Raw genomic sequence first — 20,376 nt, forward strand, 5'->3', positions numbered from 1 at the left:
CTTCATGGAGTCGACCTTCCTCGGGCTGTGGATCTTCGGCTGGACTCGGTTGCCGAAACTGCTGCACCTCGGCGCGATCTGGATGGTCGCGATCGGCGTGAACGCCTCGGCGTACTTCATCGTCGCGGCCAACTCGTTCATGCAGCATCCGGTCGGCGCCCGCTACAACCCCGAGACCGGACGCGCGGAACTGGAGAGCATCGTGCAGGTGCTCACCAACAACACACTGCTGGCGGCTTTTCCGCACGTGGTGGCCGGGTCCTTCCTCACAGCGGGCACCTTCGTCATGGGCATCGCGGGCTGGTGGATGGTGCGCAACGCGCGCAGCGGCGACCCGGCGAAAAAGGCGGAGGCGCGCGAGATGTGGCGGCCGGCGGCGCGGGCGAGCATCGTCGTGGTGATCGCGGCGATGGGTGCGCTGGTGTACACCGGCGACGTGCAGGGCAAGCTGATGTTCGAGCAGCAGCCGATGAAGATGGCCTCGGCGGAATCGCTGTGCCACACCGCCCTGGATCCCGATTTCTCCGTGCTCACCGTCGGCACGCACAACAACTGCGACAGCGTGACGCACGTGCTCGAAGTGCCCTATGTGCTGCCCTGGCTGGCGAAGGGGGAGTTCACCGGCGTGACGCTGGACGGCGTCGTCGACCTGCAGAAGACCTACAACGAGAAGTTCGGCGTCGGTGACTACCGGCCCAACCTGTTCGTCACCTACTGGTCGTTCCGCGCCATGATCGGGCTGTCGGCGGGTTCGGCGCTGCTCGCGCTGGCCGGACTGTGGCTGACCCGCCGCGGACAGGTGCCCGACCAGCGCTGGTTCTCCTGGCTGAGCCTGCTGGCGATCCCCACCCCGTTCCTGGGCAACAGCGCCGGGTGGGTGTTCACCGAGATGGGGCGGCAACCCTGGGTGGTCGCGCCCAACCCCACCGGCGACCCGAACCTGCGCCTGACCGTGCAGCAGGGCGTCTCGGATCACGCGCCGGGCGTCGTGCTGTTCTCGCTGATCGTCTTCACCCTGCTGTACGGCGCGCTGGCGCTCGTGTGGTTCTTCCTGATGCGCCGCTACGTCGTCCACGGACCCGATCCGGCCGCGCCCGCCACGGCCGGGCCACACGACACGGACGCGGCATCCGGCGGCCGCCGCGCCGAAGAACCCGCCGTCGAACAACTTTCGTTCGCCTACTAGGAGCCGGCGATGAGTTTGCAAGAGTTCTGGTTCGTCCTGATCGGTGTGCTCTTCACCGGCTACTTCGTGCTGGAGGGCTTCGATTTCGGCGTCGGCATGCTAATGCCGATCCTCGGCAAGGGGTCCGACCGGCGCAGACGCGCGGTGCTCAACACCATCGGGCCGGTGTGGGACGCGAACGAGGTCTGGCTGATCACCGCGGGCGCGGCGATGTTCGCCGCGTTCCCGGAGTGGTACGCCAGCCTGTTCTCCGGCTTCTACCTGGCGTTGCTGCTGGTGCTGGTCGCGCTGATCCTGCGCATCTGCGCCATCGAGTACCGCGGCAAGATCGATGACCCGCGCTGGCGCGCCCGCTGCGACATCGGCATCGGCATCGGCTCCTGGGTCCCGGCGCTGGCGTGGGGATGGGTGTTCGCGAATGTCGTGCACGGGGTACCGCTGAACGAGAAGAAGCAGTTCGCTGGTTCGGTGGCCGACCTGTTCGGGCCCTACGCCTTGCTCGGCGGTTTGGCGACCGGACTGTTGTTCGCGCTGCACGGGGCGATGTTCCTGGTGCTCAAGACCGCGGGCGAGGTTCGCGACGACGCCCGGCGCACCGCCCGGTTGCTGCTGGTCCCGGCCGTGGTCGTGGTCGGCGGATTCGGAGTGTGGACCCAGCTGGCCCACGGGACCGGCTGGACCTGGATCCCACTCGGGCTGGCCGTGCTCGGGTTGGCCGTTGCGGCGGCGGCCGATGTCGCCCAGCGCGACGGGTGGGCGTTCACCGGCACCACGGTGACCGTCGCCGCGGCGACCGCGCTGCTGTTCGGTTCGCTGTTTCCCGCGGTGCTTCCCTCGACCATCGACGCCGCGTTCGACCTGACGGTCTACAACGCGTCCTCCACGCCGTACACGCTGAAGGTGATGAGCTGGGCCGCCGCGTTGGTCACGCCGGTGGTGCTGGTGTACCAGGGCTGGACGTATTGGGTGTTCCGCAAGCGGATCACCGTCGAGCAGATCCCGCCCCCGGTCGGCCTGCCCTTGCGGTCAGCGCAGGATTGACGTCATGGCCCGCCCGCCGATCGATCCGCGCTTGTGGCGCTACGCCCGCTCGGCGCGTAGCTACCTCGCGCTGAGCGTGGCGCTGTCACTGGTCGTCACCGGCGCGATCGTGGTCGCGGCGGTGCTGATCGGACGGGTGCTCGCCGGCGTGGTCACCGATCCGGCCGCGCGCACGCTCGGCGCGTGGACGGCCGAACTGGTCGGACTCGCGGCCGCTATCGCCTGCCGGGTCCTCGCCACCTGGTCGCAGTCCCGTCTCGCGCACCGAGCGGGCGCGAGCGTGGTGGCGGAGCTGGAAGGCGCGGTGCTCGGCACGGGCGCTCGGCTGTCGCCCCGCGAACTGGACGCGCGCCGAACGGAATTGGCCGTCGTCGTCGGCACGGGCTTGTCCGGGCTGCGCGGGTATCTGGTCGGCTACCTGCCCGCTCTGCTGCTGGCGGTGCTGGTCCCGCCGATCGTGCTCGCGGTGATCGCGGCACACGATCCGGCTTCCGCCGTGATCGTGGTGATCACCTTGCCGCTCATCCCGGTCTTCATGGTCCTCATCGGGCTGCTGACCCAAGGGCGTGCCGAAGCCACGCTCGCGGCCACCACCCGGTTGTCGGACCAACTGCTCGATCTGTTCGCGGGCATGCCGACGTTGCGCGCGCTCGGCCGGGAGAGCGGCGAGGCGGCACCGGACCAGCGGGGCGAGTCCGGACGCACCATGCAGCACCGCGTCCGCGCTCTCGGTGACGCCTTGCGCGAGCGCACCATGCGCGCGCTGCGCATGGCCTTCCTGTCCTCGATGGTGCTGGAGCTGCTCGCGACACTGAGCGTCGCGCTGATCGCGGTCTCCATCGGACTGCGGCTGGTGTTCGGTGAGATGAGCCTCTACGCGGGCCTGGTGGTGCTAGTGCTCGCCCCGGAGGTGTACCTGCCGCTACGCATGGTGGGCGAACGATTCCATGCCGCCCAGGACGGCATGGCGGCCGCGGACCGTGCGTTCGCGATCCTCGAATCCACCGCTACCGATCGCGTCGGCTCCGGTATCAGCACTGACATCGAGTCCACCGAGAGCCGACCCGGCCATGCCATGCCGGGCCCGACGCTCGCCGCCGATGCCGAGCCCGAGGCCGCCGACCACCCGGCGCCGAGCGTGGTCGGTCCCTGTGCGGCCGCGCCGGACGGATCGGCCCGCGCCGACATCGGCAACGGCCGCCGCACCGCGTCGGAGGGAGCCTTGGCGACGGCTCGCCACAGCAGCGCCGTGGGTTCCGGCGCGGCGGCGACCCGCAGCGAGTCGGCGCCCGGCGACGGTGTGCACGGTGAGGTGGCGGTCGGCGGTGAGTCGGCGCGCGTCGGTACACACGGCCGCCGCACCGCGCTGGAGGCAGCCGTCGAGACGGCTCGCCGCCGCAGCCCTGCCGGCCCTGGCACGGTCGAACTTCGCGATCTCTCGGTCGAGGCGCGGGACGGGTTCGCCCCCGCGGGCCTGTCGGCGATCTTGCGGCCCGGTGCGGTCACGGTGCTCGCAGGTCCCAATGGAAGTGGGAAATCGACCGCGGTGCAGGCGATCCTGGGCCTGATCACGCCGGACCGTGGCGCTGTGACGGTCGACGGCGTCGACGTGCGCGAACTGGACCCGGAGCGATGGTGGGCGCGCGTGGCCTGGTTACCGCAGCGTCCGGTGCTGGTGCCGGGCACGCTGCGGGACAACCTCGAATTGCTCGGCGCGCGCACGGTGGACCACACGGCACGCGGTCCGGTGCGGGTGGTCGACGATCTCGAAGCCGCCTGCCTGGCAACCGGTTTCGACACCGTGCTCCACGGCCTGCCCGAGCGCTGGGACACCGTGGTCGGCCCCGGCGGCATCGGATTGTCCCTCGGCCAGCGGCAACGCCTCGCACTCACCAGGGTGCTGGCCACCGAGCGCCCGATTCTGCTGCTGGACGAGCCGACCGCGCACCTCGACGCCGCCGCCGAAGCCACCGTGCTCGCCGCGCTCCGGGCCCGCGCCCGTGCGGGCGCGACGGTGATCGTCATCGGCCATCGCCCCACCGTGCTGGCCGCCGCCGACCATGTCGTGGCGGTGCGCTCGGACCGAGTGGAGGTTCCTCGACATGGTCGCTGATCTGCGCCGCATGTGGGCGTTGCTGGAACTGTCCCGCTGGCGGGTCGCGGTGGCGATCGGCTGGGGCGTGCTGGCGCTGGGGAGCGGACTCGGGCTCGCGGCGCTGGCGGCCTGGTTGATCGCGCGCGCCTGGCAGATGCCGCCGGTGCTGGACCTGAGCATCGCCGTCGTCGCGGTGCGCGCCCTCGGCATCTCCCGCGGCCTGTGCCGGTACCTGGAACGGCTCGCCACGCACGATGTCGCGCTGCGCGCCATGACGACCGCGCGCACCACGGTCTACCGCACGCTGGCCCGCTCGGATTTCTGGCTGCGCCGTCCCGAAGCCACGGAGGACGGAGACGACCGGACGGGCACGAAGCCGCCGCGCCGCGGCGATCTCCTGGTCCGGGTCGGCAGCGACATCGACGATCTCGGCGCCGTGGTGGTCCGCGTGTTCGTGCCGGTCGCGGTCGCCCTCGTGCTCTCATTCGCGGCCGTCGCGCTCCTGGCGACGATCGCGCCCGCCGCGGCCGCGATCCTGGCGGGTGCGCTGGCCCTGTCCGGCATCGTCGCGCCGTGGTTGTCGTCCCAGGCCGCGGCGGAGGCGGAGCGGGCCGTGCGCGCCGACCGGGCGGAGTTCACGGCCCAAGCTCTCACGGTGCTCGACCACGCCGCCGAACTGCGCGTCGCGGGCCGTCTCGGCGCCGCCCTCGCCGCGGCGGCGGAAGCGTCGCGCCGCGCGGTCGCCGCGGAAGACCGGGCTGCCGCGCGCAGTGCCTGGTCGGCCGCCGCCACGCCGCTGTCCATCGGCGCCGCGGTACTCGGCGCGCTGCTGATCGGCATCACCCTCTACGGCCCGGACGGCGGCACGACGGGCGCCATGACGCCGATGGCGCTCGTGGTCCTCGTCCTGTTACCCCTGTCGGCTTTCGAAGCGGTCGGCCCGTTACCCGCCGCGGCGCAAGCGCTGACGACTGCCCGTGCGGCGCTGCATCGGCTGGATGAGTTCGAATCCGATCCGCCCACAGCGCCGACGAACCCCGCGCCGCGCGCCGCGCGCCCGCCGTCCACCGGAGGCGCGGCGAACGCCGCCGACCCAGCCGTCATCCCGGTATTCCACCAGCTGACCTCCTGGACCAGCGGTGACGGTACGCCCGCAGTCCTCGCGCCGCTTGCCGCGCGTTCGCTGCCGACCGGAGGTGCGGCGAACGCCGCCGACCCGGCGGACATCTCGGTATTCCGCCAGCGGACCTCCTGGACCGGCGGTGACAGTACTTCCGCCGGAACCGACTCCCGCCCGCGGTCCGGCGCCATCGACGCGGCTCCTTCGCAGCCCACGGGTGACGTCGGCTCGAAGGGATCCCCGGGCGCGGCCGACCCACCAGCCGCCCGGCTCGAAGTGGAACCGGAGCCGGGACGACCGTGGGCAAGCGTCTCCCACCCGGGCCGCCCCGTTGACGCACGCGTGCCGGGCCTCCCCGATGGCCGCCGGATCGCCGTAGTCGGCCCCAGCGGCGCGGGCAAGACCACCCTGCTGATGCAGTGGGCCGGATTGTTCGACACGCCCCGGCCCGGCGTCACCTTCTTCGCCGAGGACGCGCACTTGTTCGGCACTTCGGTGCTCGAGAATCTCCGGGTAGCCCGCGGTGACCTGACCGAGGAGGAAGCGAAGGCAGCGTTGCGGACAGTCGGTCTCGGCGACTGGCTGGACGGGCTGCCGCAGGGCGTGCACACCGATCTCGTCGGGGGAGCGGCAGCCGTGTCGGGCGGCCAGCGCCGCCGCATCCTGCTCGCCCGCGCGCTGGCAGCACCGGCACGGGTGCTGCTGCTGGACGAACCGACGGAACACCTGGAAGCCGATGCGGGCACGAAGCTGCTGCGCGATCTGCTCGACGCAGGCAGCGGCCTCGTCGAACCGGACCGGACCGTGGTCGTCGTCACACATCAATTACCGGAGGACCATCGGGCCGACGCGGTACTGCGCGTATCCGCATCGGGGCAGGTCACGACCGACTTCGTGGGGCAGGGAAGCGCCGATTCCGCCCACCGAGAAATTCCGTTGCCGACCTACTGACGTATCGCTAGATTCGTTCGTACACGAGGAAGGAGGTGGTTCGAAGAATGGTTATTCATAGGACACGTGAGGTGGCTGTCCGCTAGCGCCACCGCTGCAGGTGGATTTCGCCCGCGCGAGCGCTGAGCGAATTCCAGGCAGTCACCCGGCCCCCGAGCCCCGGTCCGTCCGACCGGACCCGTGCGACCACAATCGCACCGGTATGGCTCGGGGGCCGTTCTGTTCCGCCTCTCCGGGTATTCAGGCCGTACCGGTGGGGTAACCGAAAACCGTCAGCCGATGTAGCGCTGCAAGCGGGCCGAGAGGCGAGGTTCGAGCGGGCCGTCGGCTACCACGCGTTCCTCGACGTAGGCCAAGTCGCCACCCTCGACGATGCCGTAGAGGCGTTTGGCTCCGCCGACGACGATGCCGGACTGGCTGCGGATCACCACGTCGGTGGCCAGTTCCCAGGACGACTGGGTCAGCGCTTGCCCGTAGAACAACTCCACGATGCCGTTGCTGTGCGACAGCAGCAATTCGATGACCTCGTCGTTGCCGTCGATGCTGACCCGCCAGAAGCCGCTCTCGCGCAGGTCGGGGCCGCCGTAGTTGCCGTCGGCCTCGATGACCCAGGACCGGGATTCCCAGGCGAGATAGTCGCCGCCGTCGTGCGATACGACGATCTGCTGGCCGAAGCGGTAGTCCCCGCGCTCGGGATCGTTGCCCTCACCCTCGCCGCGCCACACGCCCACCATCGGGAGCAGCGCGAGCATGGAGGCGCTCAGATCCGGGCCGAGGCGCAGGTTCGCCGTGTCCTCGGGCAGCGGAAGATCCGGTAGGACCGGGATGTTGCGGACGCCGGTCGATTTCGCCCGTTCGGCAGCCTCGGTCACGGCCTGGTCACCGCTGCGGCGACCGGCGGAATCGGCCGGAGCGTTGCCGTTCAGTTGTTCACTCGCTCGCTCGGCCGGGTTGGAACCTTCGCTCGCGAGTTCGCTCATGATTCGGTGAACAGCCGGTAGAAGACGTAGAGGCCGAACCAGCCGATCAGGACGGCCACGGCCACCAGCAGAATCTCGAAGAAGAGGACCACGATCCGAGTCTAACGACCCCCTCGCGGCGGCGCGCAAACGGCCCCGGTGCTTCCGCGGAGCGGAAAGCGACCGGGGCCGTTGGACTGCGAGAGGGTCTTACTTGGCGACCGCGACGTCGACCGAGTGGATGCCTGCGCCTTCGGGACGCACCTCGGCGGAGCCGTTGCCGGCCGAAGAGAGCGCGCGGACGGTCCACGAACCGGGGGCCGCGAAGAACCGGAAGTCACCGGTGCCCGACGCGACGACCTCGGCGGTGAAATCACCGTTGCCGTCGAGCAGGCGCACGAACGCCCCGCCCACCGGCTGACCGTCGGTGCTCAGGACACGGCCGGTAATGACCGTCTCCTTCTCCACGTCGACCCCGGCCGGGATGGCCTGACCCTGGGTAGGTGCTGCACACATGTCGATTACTCTCCCAACTCGATCGGAGCGCCGACGAGCGAGCCGTATTCGGTCCAGCTGCCGTCGTAGTTCTTGACGTTCTGGTGGCCGAGCAGCTCCTGCAGCACAAACCAGGTGTGCGAGGAACGCTCGCCGATCCGGCAGTAGGCGATGGTCTCCTTCTCGCCGTCCAGCCCGGCTTCCTTGTAGATCTCGGCCAGCTCGGCGTCGGACTTGAAGGTGCCGTCCTCGTTCGCGGCCTTGCTCCACGGCACGTTGATGGCGCCGGGGATGTGGCCGGGACGCTGGCTCTGCTCCTGCGGCAGGTGCGCGGGAGCCAGGATCTTGCCGCTGAACTCGTCGGGCGAACGCACGTCGACCAGGTTCTTGGTGCCGATGGCCGCGATGACCTCGTCCCGGAAGGCGCGGATGTTCAGGTCGGGCGCCGACGCCTTGTACTGGGTGGCGGGCCGGTTCACCGGCTCGGTCGACAGCGGACGGCCGTCGAGCTCCCACTTCTTGCGGCCGCCGTCGAGCAGCTTGACGTTGTTGTGGCCGTACAGCTTGAAGTACCAGTAGGCGTACGCGGCGAACCAGTTGTTGTTGCCGCCGTACAGGATGACCTCGTCGTCGTTCGAGATGCCGCGCGCCGAGAGCAGGTCGGAGAACTGCTCCTGGTTCACGAAGTCGCGACGAACCTGGTCCTGCAGGTCCTTCTTCCAGTCGAGCCGGACGGCACCTTCGATGTGACCACCGTCGTAGGCGGAGGTGTCCTCGTCGACCTCGACGAACACGACGCCGGGGGTGTTGAGGTTCTCTTCGGCCCAGTCAACGGAGACCAGGACATCGGAGCGAGCCATTGTTTTCCTTTCAGAGATGACGTGCAGGGTCAGTTCGATGCCGGTGACGGGGTCCGGCGGAGGCGGGCTACCAGCGGATAGATCCGGCAACCCAGGCAGAGCCCGAACGCCGCGTTCAGGAACGCCGCGAACAGAGCGAAGCCGGCGAACACCGCGCCGACGACTGTGGAGCCGAGCGCGAAGCCCAGCAGGCTGACGGCCGCGAACACGAAACCGAGCAGCTGCGCGAACCGCAGCGGAGCCGTCGGCTCGGTCTCGGTGGTCGGCGCGAGACGCGGCGCGACGAACGCCGCGTAGATCCGGCCGTAGGGATGACGGCGCGGTCCGAGGGCGGCGCCGACCGCGAAGACGACCGCTTGCAGGGCGATCAACACCCCCGCGGCGACCACGGAGAACGCGGCGGCGAGCAGTACCACGACGAGGACGCCGGTGGTCACCCAGGCGGCGAAACGCGGTCCGCGCACATCGACCTGGTCGGAGGAAACGGGGGTGGCTTCGGAACTGTTACGGATCTCGGTGGACATTGTGCGTACTCCTGCGCTGAAAAAGTCCGATGACTGTAAATTTGCCAATCGCCGGGGGATCGTGAGATCACTCGCGCGGCGGACAGAGGTCGGCGTCAGGAAATTCGGGAAAGCCGACCGATCAGCGGCACAGGCAGCAACAACCGCCGAGCCGACACAGATCCACTGTGCGGCGTCGGGTGAGCATCAGCTCGTGGTTGGCAAGCACGAGAGCAGTTTACCCAATTCGGCGGGGGAATATGGACCGGGGGTGGATCTCGGCCGTCGAGGGGACTTGTCGTCGCAGGTCAGGCCGCTGCGGTCAGCGGCTCCAGCGCGGAGTGCAGATCCGTCGCCTTCGGCACCCCGGAGATGCGGAACCGTTCCCTGCCCTCGGTGTCGAAGACGAACGTGGTGGGCAGCGAGAGCACGTTGAGTTCCCGGGCGAGAGCGGGCTCCGCGTCGATGTCCACCTCGATGTCCTGCGGCGGCTGCGGTGAGCCCGCGAGCTGATCCGTCACATTGGCAACCACCCGGCGAACAGCGGAGCACGGTCCGCACCACTCGGCGGAGAAATGCAGCACCGCGGGGCCGGCGCCGGTCACCCCGACGGACGCCAGCAATTCCGCGCGAGCGGAGCGGGACAGGTCGATACCGTCGGCCGCGCGGATCTTCCCCTCGCGCCGGCGCAGCAGCACGCCCACCGCGAGCGCGGCGAGCAGTACCACTGCGAGGATGGTGACTTGGATCATGGTCGCTGCAATCGGTCGAGGTCGATCGTGACGTTCACGCCCTTGCCCTCGACCACGATCTGACCGCCCTGGGCGGAGACCTTGGTGGGCCGGACGCCGAACGGCAATTCCTTGGTGTCGATGGTACGGGTGAACCGGGCGAGCACCGCGGGGCGATCTGCCTCCGTGATCACCGCCACAGGCATGGTCTCGGTGCCGGGCGGGCCACGGTAGAAGCCGGTCGCCACGATCTTCACCTGATCGCCGTCGAGCAGCAGCTCGGCCTGCACGCTGACCTTTTCCCCGCCGTACTGCGCGCCGGGCGTCTCCGGCATGGTGCCGGTGAGCACCAGCGCGCCCGTGGTGGTCATGCCGGAGCCACCGGAGCCCCCGGTGCCGTCGGACTTGTCCGCGGGCCGGGAATGCACCTGCAGATCGGGGATGCCGAACAGCCTGCCGAGTTCGGTCGGCTCCACCCGTAACCGGCTGTCCACCCGCTCCACCGGGACGCCGCGCAGGCTGCCGTCGACCAGTTCGCCGACCGGCAGCCGCACGCCGGTCAGCGTGGCCTCCAGCGCGATCTCGCCGGGGATGTCCTCGCGCTTCGCCCGCGCCCGGATCTCGACGTGGTCGTAGCGGCTGTCCCAGGCCTGGCCGAGGAAGGGGAAACCGTGGATCGTCACCTCGGGATCCGCGGTGAGATCGGCGCCGTCGCGCAGCGCTCGCGACACGCGATACTCCGAATAGGCCGCGGTGCTGAAGTCGACGACGATGGCGAACCCAGCCAGACACAGCAGGCCGATGATCAGCTTGCGCATGCTCCCCCGTCTCTCCGGGTCTCGGGCCGCGGCGGCCGGAAGCCACGCGGCGCGCGTTCGGCTACCGCTTCGGGCGCCCCGCCGACAGGGGGCATGCCCGATACGTAACCCATGTAGGCACCATATCGGTTGGCCCGAGCCCGGCTACCGGGTGTCCTCCGGTGCGTTCGTCGCACCCGGAATGCGTGGTCATGCCTTGTTACGCGCTAATCTTGCATCCGATTACCTGTGATTAGCGACGTGGCCGCGGCGGTGCTGCCGCAGCCGCGTGGCTACGAGATGGGAGGAGGGCCCGTGGAGCTGCTCCTGCTTACCTCCGACCCCAACCCCGAGTCGGTGTTGCCCTCGCTCGCGTTGCTCGCGCACAACGTGCGCCCCGCGCCGACGGAGGTTGCTTCGTTGCTGGAGGCAGGCACCGCGGACGTCGCGTTGGTGGACGCGAGGACCGACCTTGCCGCGGCCCGCGGACTGTGCCGTTTGCTCGGCAGCACCGGGTCGTCGGTGCCGGTCGTCGCGGTGCTCACGGAGGGCGGCCTCGTCGCGGTGAACGCGGACTGGGGCCTCGACGACATCCTGCTGCCCGGCACCGGCCCCGCCGAGCTCGACGCCAGGCTGCGGCTGCTGGTCGGCCGCAACGGCGGCGTGGCCAGCCCGGAGAACACCGGCAAGATCACCCTCGGCGAACTGGTGATCGACGAGGGCACCTACACCGCGCGTCTGCGCGGCCGCCCGCTCGATCTCACCTACAAGGAGTTCGAGCTGCTGAAGTACCTCGCGCAGCACGCGGGCCGGGTGTTCACCCGCGCGCAGCTGCTGCAGGAGGTATGGGGCTACGACTTCTTCGGCGGCACCCGCACCGTGGACGTGCACGTGCGGCGATTGCGCGCCAAACTCGGCAGCGAATACGAGTCGCTGATCGGCACGGTGCGCAATGTCGGTTACAAGGCCGTGCGCCCGTCGCGCACCGCGGTCAAGGGGGAGCCGGTGAACTTCCCGGACGACGACAACGAGGGCACCGACGATTCCTCGCTCACTCCGGTCAACGGCTCCGTGCAGTGATCGTCGGCGGGTGGCTCGCGTTCGAACAGCGCCCGCGCCCGAATCGGCGGGACCGAAATGCCGCCTGCCGTCATGACGTTGCCAGGAACGGACTCGATACCGGGTCCGCCGGCTCGATGAACGGAGGCCGATGAGCGGCGCGACGACACACTGGACCGACCACCCCGACGCGAGTGCCGCGCGGGCGGTCGCCGATCTGCTGGCGCGTGCTACCGAGGCCGACGGCGTCGCCCCGGTCTCGGAGCAGGCCGTGCTGTCGCTGACCTCGGGCGCGGAGACCGGAGCACGCCACCTGCTGGCATGGCGAGAGGGCGTCGTCGTGGGGTACGCGAATCTCGTTCCGGCCCACGGCGAACACCCCGCTATGGCCGAGGTCGCGGTGGACCCGGCCTGGCGCGGCCACGGCGTCGGCACCGATCTGGTCACGGCCGCACTGGCCGCGGGCGGTCCCGCCGCGCGGGTCTGGGCACACGGCGACCGGCCTGCGGCCAAAGCCGTCGCAGCGCGGCTCGGCCTGCGGACGGCACGCGAGCTGTGGCAGATGCGGCGGTCCCTGGCAACTCCTGAGCTACCGGAATTGGCCGTGCCGGACGGCATTGTGCTGCGCACCTATGCCGGTCCCGCCGACGACGCGGAATTGCTGCGGGTGAACGGCGCCGCGTTCGCCTGGCATCCGGAACAGGGCGCGTGGACCCGCCGCGACATCGAGATCCGCCGTGCCGAGTCCTGGTTCGACCCCGCAGGCCTGTTCCTCGCGTTCGACGTCGCGGATCCCGATCATCTGCTCGGATTCCATTGGACCAAGGTGCATCAGGCGGAGCGTCCTCCGCTCGGCGAGGTCTACGTGGTCGGCATCGATCCGGCGGCGCAGGGGCGCGGACTCGGCCGGCTGCTCACCTTGGCCGGTTTGCGCCACCTGCGGGACAGCGGGTTGGCCGAGGTTCTGCTCTACACCGAGGCCGACAATGTCGCCGCGGTGCGCACTTATACCCGTCTCGGATTCGCTCCCGCGCATGTCGACGTCGCCTACGCGGCGGCGCAATTCGAATAGTGGGCGGCAGAACGGGTGCGCCTGAGTAAAACTGCGGCAAACGTCACATCTACCAGGTGCAATCGCGCCGGGCTGTTCATTCTCCGTTCACTCAGGTCGGTCCAACTGTCAACCACGTGACCTTAGGTTGAGTGAGGGCAGCACACTGCTGCCTGGTGCGCAAGTTCCCCGCGAACAGCACCACAACACCCGTCCGGGCCGGTGAGGGACCGGACGAGTAGGACGCCATTCCGGAGGAATAGTGAATCTCAAGCGCAGCAGCGCCCTCGTTGGTGTGCTGGCCGTCGGCGCCATGACGCTGGCCGCCTGTGGCAGCGACGACAACACCGCGACGGACACGGGCAATGTGGCCAAGGTCGACGTCGCGTGCGGCGGCAAGAAGGCCCTCAAGGCCAGCGGCTCCTCGGCGCAGAAGAACGCGATGGAGCGCTTCATCGCCGCGTACGAGAAGAACTGCGACGGCGCCACCCTCAACTACACCTCGAGCGGCTCCGGCGCCGGTGTGAGCGAATTCCTCGGTGGTCAGACCGATTTCGGCGGCTCCGACTCGCCCCTGAGCGCGAAGAAGGACGAGCCGAAGAAGGCCGCCGACCGCTGCGCCTCGCCCGCGTGGAACCTGCCGACCGTCTTCGGCCCGGTCGCCATCACCTACAACATCGACGGCGTGACCGATCTCGCGCTCGACGGCCCCACCGCCGCCAAGATTTTCAACGGCACCGTGACCACCTGGGACGCGCCCGAGATCAAGGCGCTGAACCCGAACGCCAAGCTGCCGTCCGAGCCGATCGCCGTGATCTTCCGCAGCGACGAGTCGGGCACCACGGACAACTTCCAGCTCTACCTGGACTCCGCCTCCGACGGCGCCTGGGGCAAGGGCGCGGGCAAGGCCTTCAACGGCGGCGTCGGCGCCGGCTCGAAGGGCAACGAGGGCACCTCGGCCGCGGTGAAGAGCACCAAGAACTCGATCACCTACAACGAGTGGTCGTTCGCGAAGGCGCAGAACCTGTCGATCGCGCGCATCATCACCTCGGCGAGCAAGGACCCGGTGACGCTGAGCGTCGCCTCCGCGGGCAAGGCGATCGAGTCCGCGAAGATCTCCGGCCAGGGCAACGACCTGGTCATCGACACCTCCTCGTTCTACAAGCCGTCGGTGGCGGGCGCGTACCCGATCGTGATGCCGACCTACGAGATCGTGTGCTCGAAGTACTCCGACGCCGACACGTCGAAGGCGGTCAAGGCCTTCCTCACCTCGGCGGTCACCAACGGCCAGCAGGGCTTGGACGAGGCCGGGTACATCCCGATCCCGGAGCAGTTCAAGACCAAGCTGACCACCGCCATCAACGCCATCTCCTGATAGCAGCCCCACATGACCGTGCACGACGAGGTAGCCGCCGCTGATCAGTCGGATTCGACCGACCAGCGAGCAGGCGGAGATACTGCGCTCATGCCGAGCACCGAACCGGCCGCGAAGCGCGGTCGCCCGCACAGCCCGCGAGCGGAGATCATCTTCCGCTCCCTGGCCACGACGGCCGGTGCGATCATCGTCGCCTCCATCGCGTTGATCGCGCTGTTCCTGCTCATCCGGGCGGTGCCGTCGGTGCTGGCGAACGAGGCGAACTTCTTCACCAGCACCGAGTTCAACACCTCGGACGCCAACCACCTACGGTTCGGCATCCGGGATCTGTTCATGGTGACGGTGCTGAGTTCGATCTTCGCCTTGGCGCTCGCCGTGCCGATCGGCATCGGCATCGCGCTGTTTCTGACGCACTACGCGCCGAAGACGCTCGCACGGCCGTTCTCGGTGGTCGTCGATCTGCTCGCGGCGGTGCCATCGATCGTGTTCGGTCTGTGGGGAATCCTGGTGCTCGCTCCGCAACTGGAGCCGATCCAGACCTTCCTGAACCACAACCTGGGCTGGCTGTTCCTGTTCGACGACGGCAACATCCCGCTGGCCAGCGGCGGCACGATCTTCACCGCGGGCGTCGTGCTCGCGGTGATGATCCTGCCGATCATCACCTCGGTCAGCCGTGAGGTGTTCAACCTCACCCCTCGCGCGCACATCGAGGCGGCCCAAGCGCTCGGCGCGACGAAATGGGAAGTCGTGCGGATGACGGTGCTGCCATACGGGCGCAGCGGCATGATCGCGGGCGCCATGCTCGGCCTCGGCCGCGCGCTCGGTGAGACGATCGCCGTGCTGATCGTGCTGAAGACGGCCGCGCAGCCGGGACACTGGTCGGTGTTCGACGGCGGCTACACCTTCGCCTCCAAAATCGCCTCGGCCGCCGCGGAGTTCAGTGCCCCGCTGCCGACCGGCGCGTACATCGCGGCAGGCTTCGTGCTGTTCGCGCTGACCTTCGTCGTGAACGCGCTCGCTCGGCTGGCCGCGGGCGGAAGGGTGAACGGGTGATGACCTCCTCGACTCTGGACCGGCCGATCAAGCCGCCCACCTTCCGGGATGTGAGCCTGTCGCGCCGGGTGCGCAACAACATCGCGACCGGCTTGGTGTGGCTGGCGTTCGCGATCGCGCTGGTGCCGCTGGCCTGGGTGCTGATCATGGTGATCAGCAAAGGTTTCAGCGCCGTGCTCCGGGCGGACTGGTGGCAGAACTCGCTGAAGGGCGTGCTGCCCAACCAGGTCGCGGGCGGCGTCTATCACGCCATCTACGGCACCATCGTGCAGTCGCTGGTCGCCACCGTCATCGCCGTGCCACTCGGCATCATGGCCGCGGTGTACCTGGTCGAGTACGGCCGCGGCTTGCTGGCCAAGGTCACGACCTTCATGGTCGACATCCTGGCCGGCGTGCCGTCGATCGTCGCCGCGCTGTTCATCTTCGCGCTGTGGATCGCGACGCTCGGCTTCCCGCAGAGTTCGCTCGCGGTGTCGCTGGCGCTGGTGCTGCTGATGTTGCCCGTCGTCGTCCGCAGCACCGAGGAGATGCTCAAACTGGTGCCGGACGAGCTGCGCGAGGCGTCCTACGCCCTCGGCATCCCGAAGTGGAAGACCATCGTGCGGATCGTGGTGCCCACCGCGCTGCCCGGCATGATCAGCGGCATCCTGCTGGCCATCGCCAGGGTGATGGGTGAGACCGCTCCCGTGCTGGTGCTGGTCGGCTACAGCAAGTCGATCAACATGAACATCTTCGACGGCAATATGGCGTCGCTGCCGCTGTTGATCTACCAGGAGCTGGCCAACCCCGAAGCTGCCGGACGCGAGCGGGTGTGGGGCGCGGCTTTGACCCTCATCATCATCATCGCCCTCCTGTACCTGGCGGCTGCGGTCCTCAACCGCCTGCTCACCCGGAACCGATAGAAGCGGAACGGATTACCGAAAATGGCCAAGCGGATCGACGTCAAAGATCTGAACATCTACTACGGCAAGTTCCATGCCGTGTCCGATGTCTCGCTGACCGTGCTGCCGCGCAGCGTGACCGCCTTCATCGGTCCCTCCGGCTGTGGCAAGTCCACCGTGCTGCGTTCGCTCAACCGCATGCACGAGGTAACCCCGAACGCCAGGGTCGAGGGCGCGGTGCTGCTGGACGGCGAGGACATCTACGGCACCCAGGTCGACCCGGTCGGCGTGCGCCGCACGATCGGCATGGTCTTCCAGCGGCCCAATCCGTTCCCCACCATGTCCATCAAGGACAACGTCGTCGCGGGCCTGAAGCTGCAGGGCGTGCGCAACAAGAAGGAACTCGACGAGGTCGCCGAGCGCTCGCTGCGCGGCGCCAACCTGTGGAACGAGGTGAAGGACCGCCTGGACAAGCCGGGCGGCGGCCTCTCCGGCGGTCAGCAGCAGCGGCTGTGCATCGCGCGCGCCATCGCCGTGTCGCCCGACGTGCTGCTGATGGACGAGCCGTGTTCGGCGCTCGACCCGATCTCCACCTTGGCGATCGAGGACCTGATCACCGAGCTGAAGAAGGAATTCACCATCGTCATCGTCACCCACAACATGCAGCAGGCCGCGCGCGTGAGTGACCAGACCGGCTTCTTCAACCTGGAAGCCCAGGGCAAGCCGGGCAAACTGATCGAGATCGACGACACCGAGAAGATCTTCTCCAACCCGTCGCAGAAGGCCACGGAGGATTACATCTCCGGCCGCTTCGGCTGAGTTCGGTTGCCGAGCGGCTGTGTACCGAGGCTGCCAGGCAAAGTGAAAGGCCCTGGGGATTCCCAGGGCCTTTCTGCGTTCCGGCAGGAACCCGCCGAAATAGGTGGAGTACCGGTGCCGCCCTTGTCATTTCGATCGAGTGATTGTTTCTGCCAGCATGGTGCGGTAGCCTGTGAAACAGGGGGGTTCGAATGGCGCAACCTCTGTGAAATCCGTTGAAGCGAAAGAGGTTTCGTGATGACAGTACGATTGCTTTCTGGTGCGTTGGTCGGTGTGGCCGCGATCTTGACCACGGCGATGCTGGCCCCGCAAGCTGAGGCTGCTCCAACTGCGCCTTGCAATGCGTATACCGTTGGCAACGTTCACTATGAGGGCGCGACGAAGTGGATCTGCTACTCATACGGCGGGGGCTCGTACGGATGGGTTATCGCCTGATCGTAATACCGGCTCCTGTTGTAATCGACGCCGTCGACAACTGGCAAGCCGTCGGCACATAACGCAACAGTCCACACGATCGGCCCCGACTGCTACCAGCGGTCGGGGCCGATTTCGCCATTGTCGGTAGCCACGGTCCGAAGAGACGCGCGCCGTTGTGCTGTCGCAGCAGCCGCATACGTGAAATAAAGACCCTGGGTGCTGCCAGGGTCTTCATGCTTCCGGCCGGGTAGCGGGTCGGCTATTCGTCGGGCGGGGTTTCGAACAGTGGCGTCGGGGTGGCCTGTACTCGGCGCGTATGTTCCGAGTCCGATTGCCTGTTCGCCGCAGACATTCCTCCCAGCAGGCCGGTGCTTGCCGGAGCGGTCGACGGGGAGCTGGACATGGACGCGGGGGCAGTGCTCGGATTGCCGGTGTCGGAGTAGCTCGCCTGCCTGACGGACGCCGGTTGGTCCTGCTTCGTTTCCGCGTTCTGCGGCGAATTCGGTTTGTCGGTCTTGTTGCTGTCTGTCTTGCTGTTGTCGGTGCCCGCCGGGTTGTCGGTCTTCGAATCGGTGGATTTCGCGTTCGGATCGTCGGTTTTCGCGTCCGGATCGGTGGCCGCCGAATCTTGCTTCGGCGTCCCGGTTCCGGCAGGGTCACCCGAGGACGGCGATTCCGCTGGCGTTCCGTCGGCCTGGTGCGTCCCGGCGATCGTGTCAGCCGCGTTCGCGAACTTCTCCGCGGTGGTACCGGCGGCCTCGATCAGGCCCTTTCCTGCCTCCCCACCGGCTTTGATGATGTCGTCGAGATCGTCGTCGAGTTTGCCGATGGATTCGATCAGCGTGGGCACATTGCCGGTGATCTGGCTGACCGAGGTGATCAAGCTCGTCACGTCGGACGGCTTCCACGAATTCGGGTCGCTGGCCGGACCGCTGGAACTGGACTTGTCCTCGGACCCGTTGCCGGTGCCTTCGTCTTTACCGTCACCGGTGTCTTCGGTCTTGCCGTCTCCGGTGCCTTCGGTTTTCTTGCCCGCGCCCGTTTCGCTCTTGTCTTTGCCGTCGCCGGACTCGCCGCTGTCCTGCTTCTTCGGATTCTCGGCGCCGGTCTGGTCGGTGGACTGCTGGGCGACCGGGCTCGCCTGCGGTGTGCTCGCGGGAGCCGTTTCGTTGGACTGCTGACTGTTGTTCACCGGTGTGCCCGCAGCCGGATCCTGCTCCTGGCCCGTGGCCGCGGCGTCGGACGGGTTGCTGTACACCGCGAGGGCCGGGTCCGTCGCAGCGGCGGAATCGTCGCTGTCGAGCGGGTCGCCGTCGCCGAGTTGATTCGCCCGGGTGCTGACGTCGCCGCTGGCCTGCTCGATCTTCGCGGCGACGTCGGTCTGGGTGCCGATCAGTTCGTTCAGCGCGGTGGTGATGGCGGTTTGGTAGGTGTACTGCGATTCGCCGTCTTCCTCCGACGTGCCCGGCCCAGGAGCGACCTGCCAGTCCTCGGAGACGGTGAATCCGGCCGCGACGGCCTGATCGACCTTGTCCAGTAGAGCTTGACGGAATCCGGCGAGGCTGGTGCCGCTGTCGATCAAGGTCTGCGCGAGGGACTCGGTGTCCAACGCGACCTTGTTCGCCGTGTCGCGGTCGCCTGCGATCCGGTCGTAGGCGGCGTAATAGGCATCACCGCTCCAATGCGCGCCCGCCGACCGGATCTGCGTCACCGTCTGATCGATCAGCGAGACGAATTCACCGTTGCGGGTCCGTATTTCCGTCCCGGCTTCGCTCAATTTCCACGGCTGCCATTCCGACCGCACCTGGGTGAGGGTGGGCGTCGTTCCGGTATTCCTCACAACTGTGCGCCCATCGCGTCGAGGCCGGCGCGAAACTCTTGGTCGGACACCTCGTAATTCGCGGCGCCGCCTTTCGCGATGTTCGATACTCGCTTACAGCGCATAGCCATTCGCCGCCATGCGTTCTCGACATTCGAACCCGCCGTTGCACACGCTTCGCTCAGCGCCGAGCCGGGCAGGACACCGCCGAGGGCATCGGTGGTGGCACGCACGGTCAAAGCGCCGATATCACCGCCGATTTTATCCATCGACGCGGCCAGCGCACGCAACTCCGCTGGATTGACGTTCATAACGCCCCCCTTCATACCGGATACCCTCCGGCGTAACGCTATAAGAGCACTCCCGCCCCTGTGCGGCTCAATCTATCATTCGCCGCCCGCGAAACGTCAAGCGCAGCAAGTTTTTCGCTTACCCCTCCGCGTCGGGGTCCGGCGGGAGCACGCCGGTGACCAAGAAGATGACGCGGCGGCCGATCTCGACCGCGTGATCGGCGAAGCGCTCGTAGTAGCGGCCGAGCAGCGTGACATCGACGGCAGCCGCGACGCCGTATTTCCAGTCCCGGTCCATGAGCAGGGTGAAGAGGTGGCGGTGCAGATCATCCATCGCCTCGTCGTCCTCGTTCAGCTGCGCCGCGCGCTCCGGATCACGGGTTTCCAGCACCTCGCGCGCGCCGGCCCCCATGTTCACCGCGATGCGGCCCATCTCGGCGAAATAGCCGTTGACGGACTCCGGTAGCGCGTGGTTCGGATGACGCCTGCGCGCGACCTTGGCCACGTGCAGCGCGAGCGCGCCCATCCGGTTCACGTCGGCGACGATCTGGATCGTGCTCACCACTTGCCGCAAATCACCGGCGACCGGAGCCTGTAGCGCGAGCAGGGCGAAGGCCTTCTCCTCGGCGTCCTGGATCAGTTCGGCGATCCGATCGGACTCGCTGATCACCTGCTCCGCCAACGCGAGGTCCGCCTGGAGCAGAGCCTGGGTAGCCCGCTCCATGGCCGAGCCCGCCAGCCCCGCCATCTCGCCCAGCAGGTGCGCCAGCTCGGCCATTTGCTCGTTGTAGATGACACGCATGGAACCTGACACTAGTTCGCCCCGCTGACCAAGTCACGAACAGGGAGTGAATGACCGGTGTGCATCATTAGC

General features: G+C 68.2%; 19 protein-coding genes. 10 read left to right on the forward strand and 9 right to left on the reverse strand.

The genetic code is table 11. The features are described from left to right. The 4 genes from NB3_RS01290 to cydC all read left to right on the forward strand — a co-directional run. The coding region (locus tag NB3_RS01290; protein WP_067795218.1) for a cytochrome ubiquinol oxidase subunit I at nt 1-1,186 on the forward strand (1,186 nt) is incomplete at its 5' end. 9 nt (nt 1,187-1,195) lie between these two features. Continuing rightward, entirely contained in the window at nt 1,196-2,227 is a 1,032-nt protein-coding gene (gene cydB, locus NB3_RS01295; RefSeq protein ID WP_067795221.1) for a cytochrome d ubiquinol oxidase subunit II, read from the forward strand. A gap of 4 nt (nt 2,228-2,231) precedes the next feature. Next, entirely contained in the window at nt 2,232-4,340 is a 2,109-nt protein-coding gene (locus NB3_RS01300) for an ABC transporter ATP-binding protein/permease (protein ID WP_067795223.1), read from the forward strand. Beyond that, nucleotides 4,330-6,393, forward strand: coding sequence for a thiol reductant ABC exporter subunit CydC (gene cydC / locus NB3_RS33855; RefSeq protein ID WP_084485568.1), 2,064 nt, complete (start codon nt 4,330-4,332; stop codon nt 6,391-6,393). Before NB3_RS01300 ends, cydC begins: the two co-directional genes overlap by 11 nt. Before the next feature lie 272 nt (nt 6,394-6,665). On the opposite strand, the gene NB3_RS01315 is transcribed toward cydC, so the two are convergent. The 6 genes from NB3_RS01315 to NB3_RS01340 all read right to left on the reverse strand — a co-directional run bounded on the left by NB3_RS01315 (nt 6,666) and on the right by NB3_RS01340 (nt 10,759). Beyond that, complete coding sequence (locus tag NB3_RS01315; protein ID WP_067795226.1) at nt 6,666-7,373, reverse strand: heme-binding beta-barrel domain-containing protein; 708 nt, start codon at nt 7,371-7,373, stop codon at nt 6,666-6,668. 189 nt (nt 7,374-7,562) lie between these two features. Continuing rightward, entirely contained in the window at nt 7,563-7,868 is a 306-nt protein-coding gene (locus tag NB3_RS01320; RefSeq protein WP_043686601.1) for a DUF1416 domain-containing protein, read from the reverse strand. 5 nt (nt 7,869-7,873) lie between these two features. After that, on the reverse strand, nt 7,874-8,707 hold the full coding sequence (locus NB3_RS01325) for a sulfurtransferase (protein WP_067795229.1): 834 nt from the start codon (nt 8,705-8,707) through the stop codon (nt 7,874-7,876). A 29-nt stretch (nt 8,708-8,736) separates the two neighbouring features. Next, nucleotides 8,737-9,231, reverse strand: a complete 495-nt coding sequence (locus tag NB3_RS01330; protein ID WP_067795231.1) for a DUF4395 domain-containing protein — start codon at nt 9,229-9,231, stop codon at nt 8,737-8,739. Nucleotides 9,232-9,518: 287 nt separating this feature from the next. Continuing rightward, the gene (locus NB3_RS01335) at nt 9,519-9,962 is read right to left on the reverse strand and encodes a thioredoxin family protein (RefSeq protein ID WP_067795234.1); all 444 of its coding nucleotides are present in this window, start codon (nt 9,960-9,962) and stop codon (nt 9,519-9,521) included. Beyond that, on the reverse strand, nt 9,959-10,759 hold the full coding sequence (locus tag NB3_RS01340; RefSeq protein ID WP_067795236.1) for an LmeA family phospholipid-binding protein: 801 nt from the start codon (nt 10,757-10,759) through the stop codon (nt 9,959-9,961). Before NB3_RS01340 ends, NB3_RS01335 begins: the two co-directional genes overlap by 4 nt. Nucleotides 10,760-11,053: 294 nt before the next feature. Between NB3_RS01340 and NB3_RS01345 the strand changes: the two genes are divergently transcribed. From NB3_RS01345 to pstB, 6 genes are all read left to right on the forward strand, one after another. Next, nucleotides 11,054-11,818, forward strand: coding sequence for a winged helix-turn-helix transcriptional regulator (locus tag NB3_RS01345; RefSeq protein ID WP_067795798.1), 765 nt, complete (start codon nt 11,054-11,056; stop codon nt 11,816-11,818). A gap of 130 nt (nt 11,819-11,948) precedes the next feature. Beyond that, entirely contained in the window at nt 11,949-12,869 is a 921-nt protein-coding gene (gene mshD, locus NB3_RS01350) for a mycothiol synthase (protein WP_067795239.1), read from the forward strand. Between the two features lie 241 nt (nt 12,870-13,110). Next, nucleotides 13,111-14,223, forward strand: a complete 1,113-nt coding sequence (gene pstS, locus NB3_RS01355) for a phosphate ABC transporter substrate-binding protein PstS (RefSeq protein WP_157111427.1) — start codon at nt 13,111-13,113, stop codon at nt 14,221-14,223. Nucleotides 14,224-14,313: 90 nt separating this feature from the next. Further along, a complete protein-coding gene (pstC, locus tag NB3_RS01360) occupies nt 14,314-15,276 on the forward strand; it encodes a phosphate ABC transporter permease subunit PstC (RefSeq protein ID WP_067795240.1) in 963 nt (320 codons plus the stop codon). Continuing rightward, entirely contained in the window at nt 15,276-16,178 is a 903-nt protein-coding gene (pstA, locus tag NB3_RS01365; RefSeq protein WP_067795241.1) for a phosphate ABC transporter permease PstA, read from the forward strand. The genes pstC and pstA overlap by 1 nt, the downstream gene beginning before the upstream one ends. Nucleotides 16,179-16,199: 21 nt before the next feature. Beyond that, the gene (pstB, locus tag NB3_RS01370) at nt 16,200-16,976 is read left to right on the forward strand and encodes a phosphate ABC transporter ATP-binding protein PstB (protein ID WP_039795034.1); all 777 of its coding nucleotides are present in this window, start codon (nt 16,200-16,202) and stop codon (nt 16,974-16,976) included. A gap of 676 nt (nt 16,977-17,652) precedes the next feature. On the opposite strand, the gene NB3_RS01375 is transcribed toward pstB, so the two are convergent. The 3 genes from NB3_RS01375 to phoU all read right to left on the reverse strand — a co-directional run bounded on the left by NB3_RS01375 (nt 17,653) and on the right by phoU (nt 20,304). Then, nucleotides 17,653-19,233 (reverse strand): ICP22 family protein, encoded by a 1,581-nt coding sequence (locus NB3_RS01375; protein ID WP_067795243.1) that lies wholly within the window; start codon nt 19,231-19,233, stop codon nt 17,653-17,655. Beyond that, nucleotides 19,230-19,523, reverse strand: a complete 294-nt coding sequence (locus tag NB3_RS01380; protein ID WP_067795245.1) for a type VII secretion target — start codon at nt 19,521-19,523, stop codon at nt 19,230-19,232. The genes NB3_RS01375 and NB3_RS01380 overlap by 4 nt, the downstream gene beginning before the upstream one ends. A 118-nt stretch (nt 19,524-19,641) precedes the next feature. Next, nucleotides 19,642-20,304, reverse strand: a complete 663-nt coding sequence (gene phoU / locus NB3_RS01385) for a phosphate signaling complex protein PhoU (protein ID WP_067795247.1) — start codon at nt 20,302-20,304, stop codon at nt 19,642-19,644. Between the last annotated feature and the right edge of the window lie 72 nt (nt 20,305-20,376).

Origin of the sequence: Nocardia beijingensis NBRC 16342, from assembly GCF_001612785.1 — a bacterium.
Taxonomy (GTDB): domain Bacteria; phylum Actinomycetota; class Actinomycetes; order Mycobacteriales; family Mycobacteriaceae; genus Nocardia; species Nocardia beijingensis.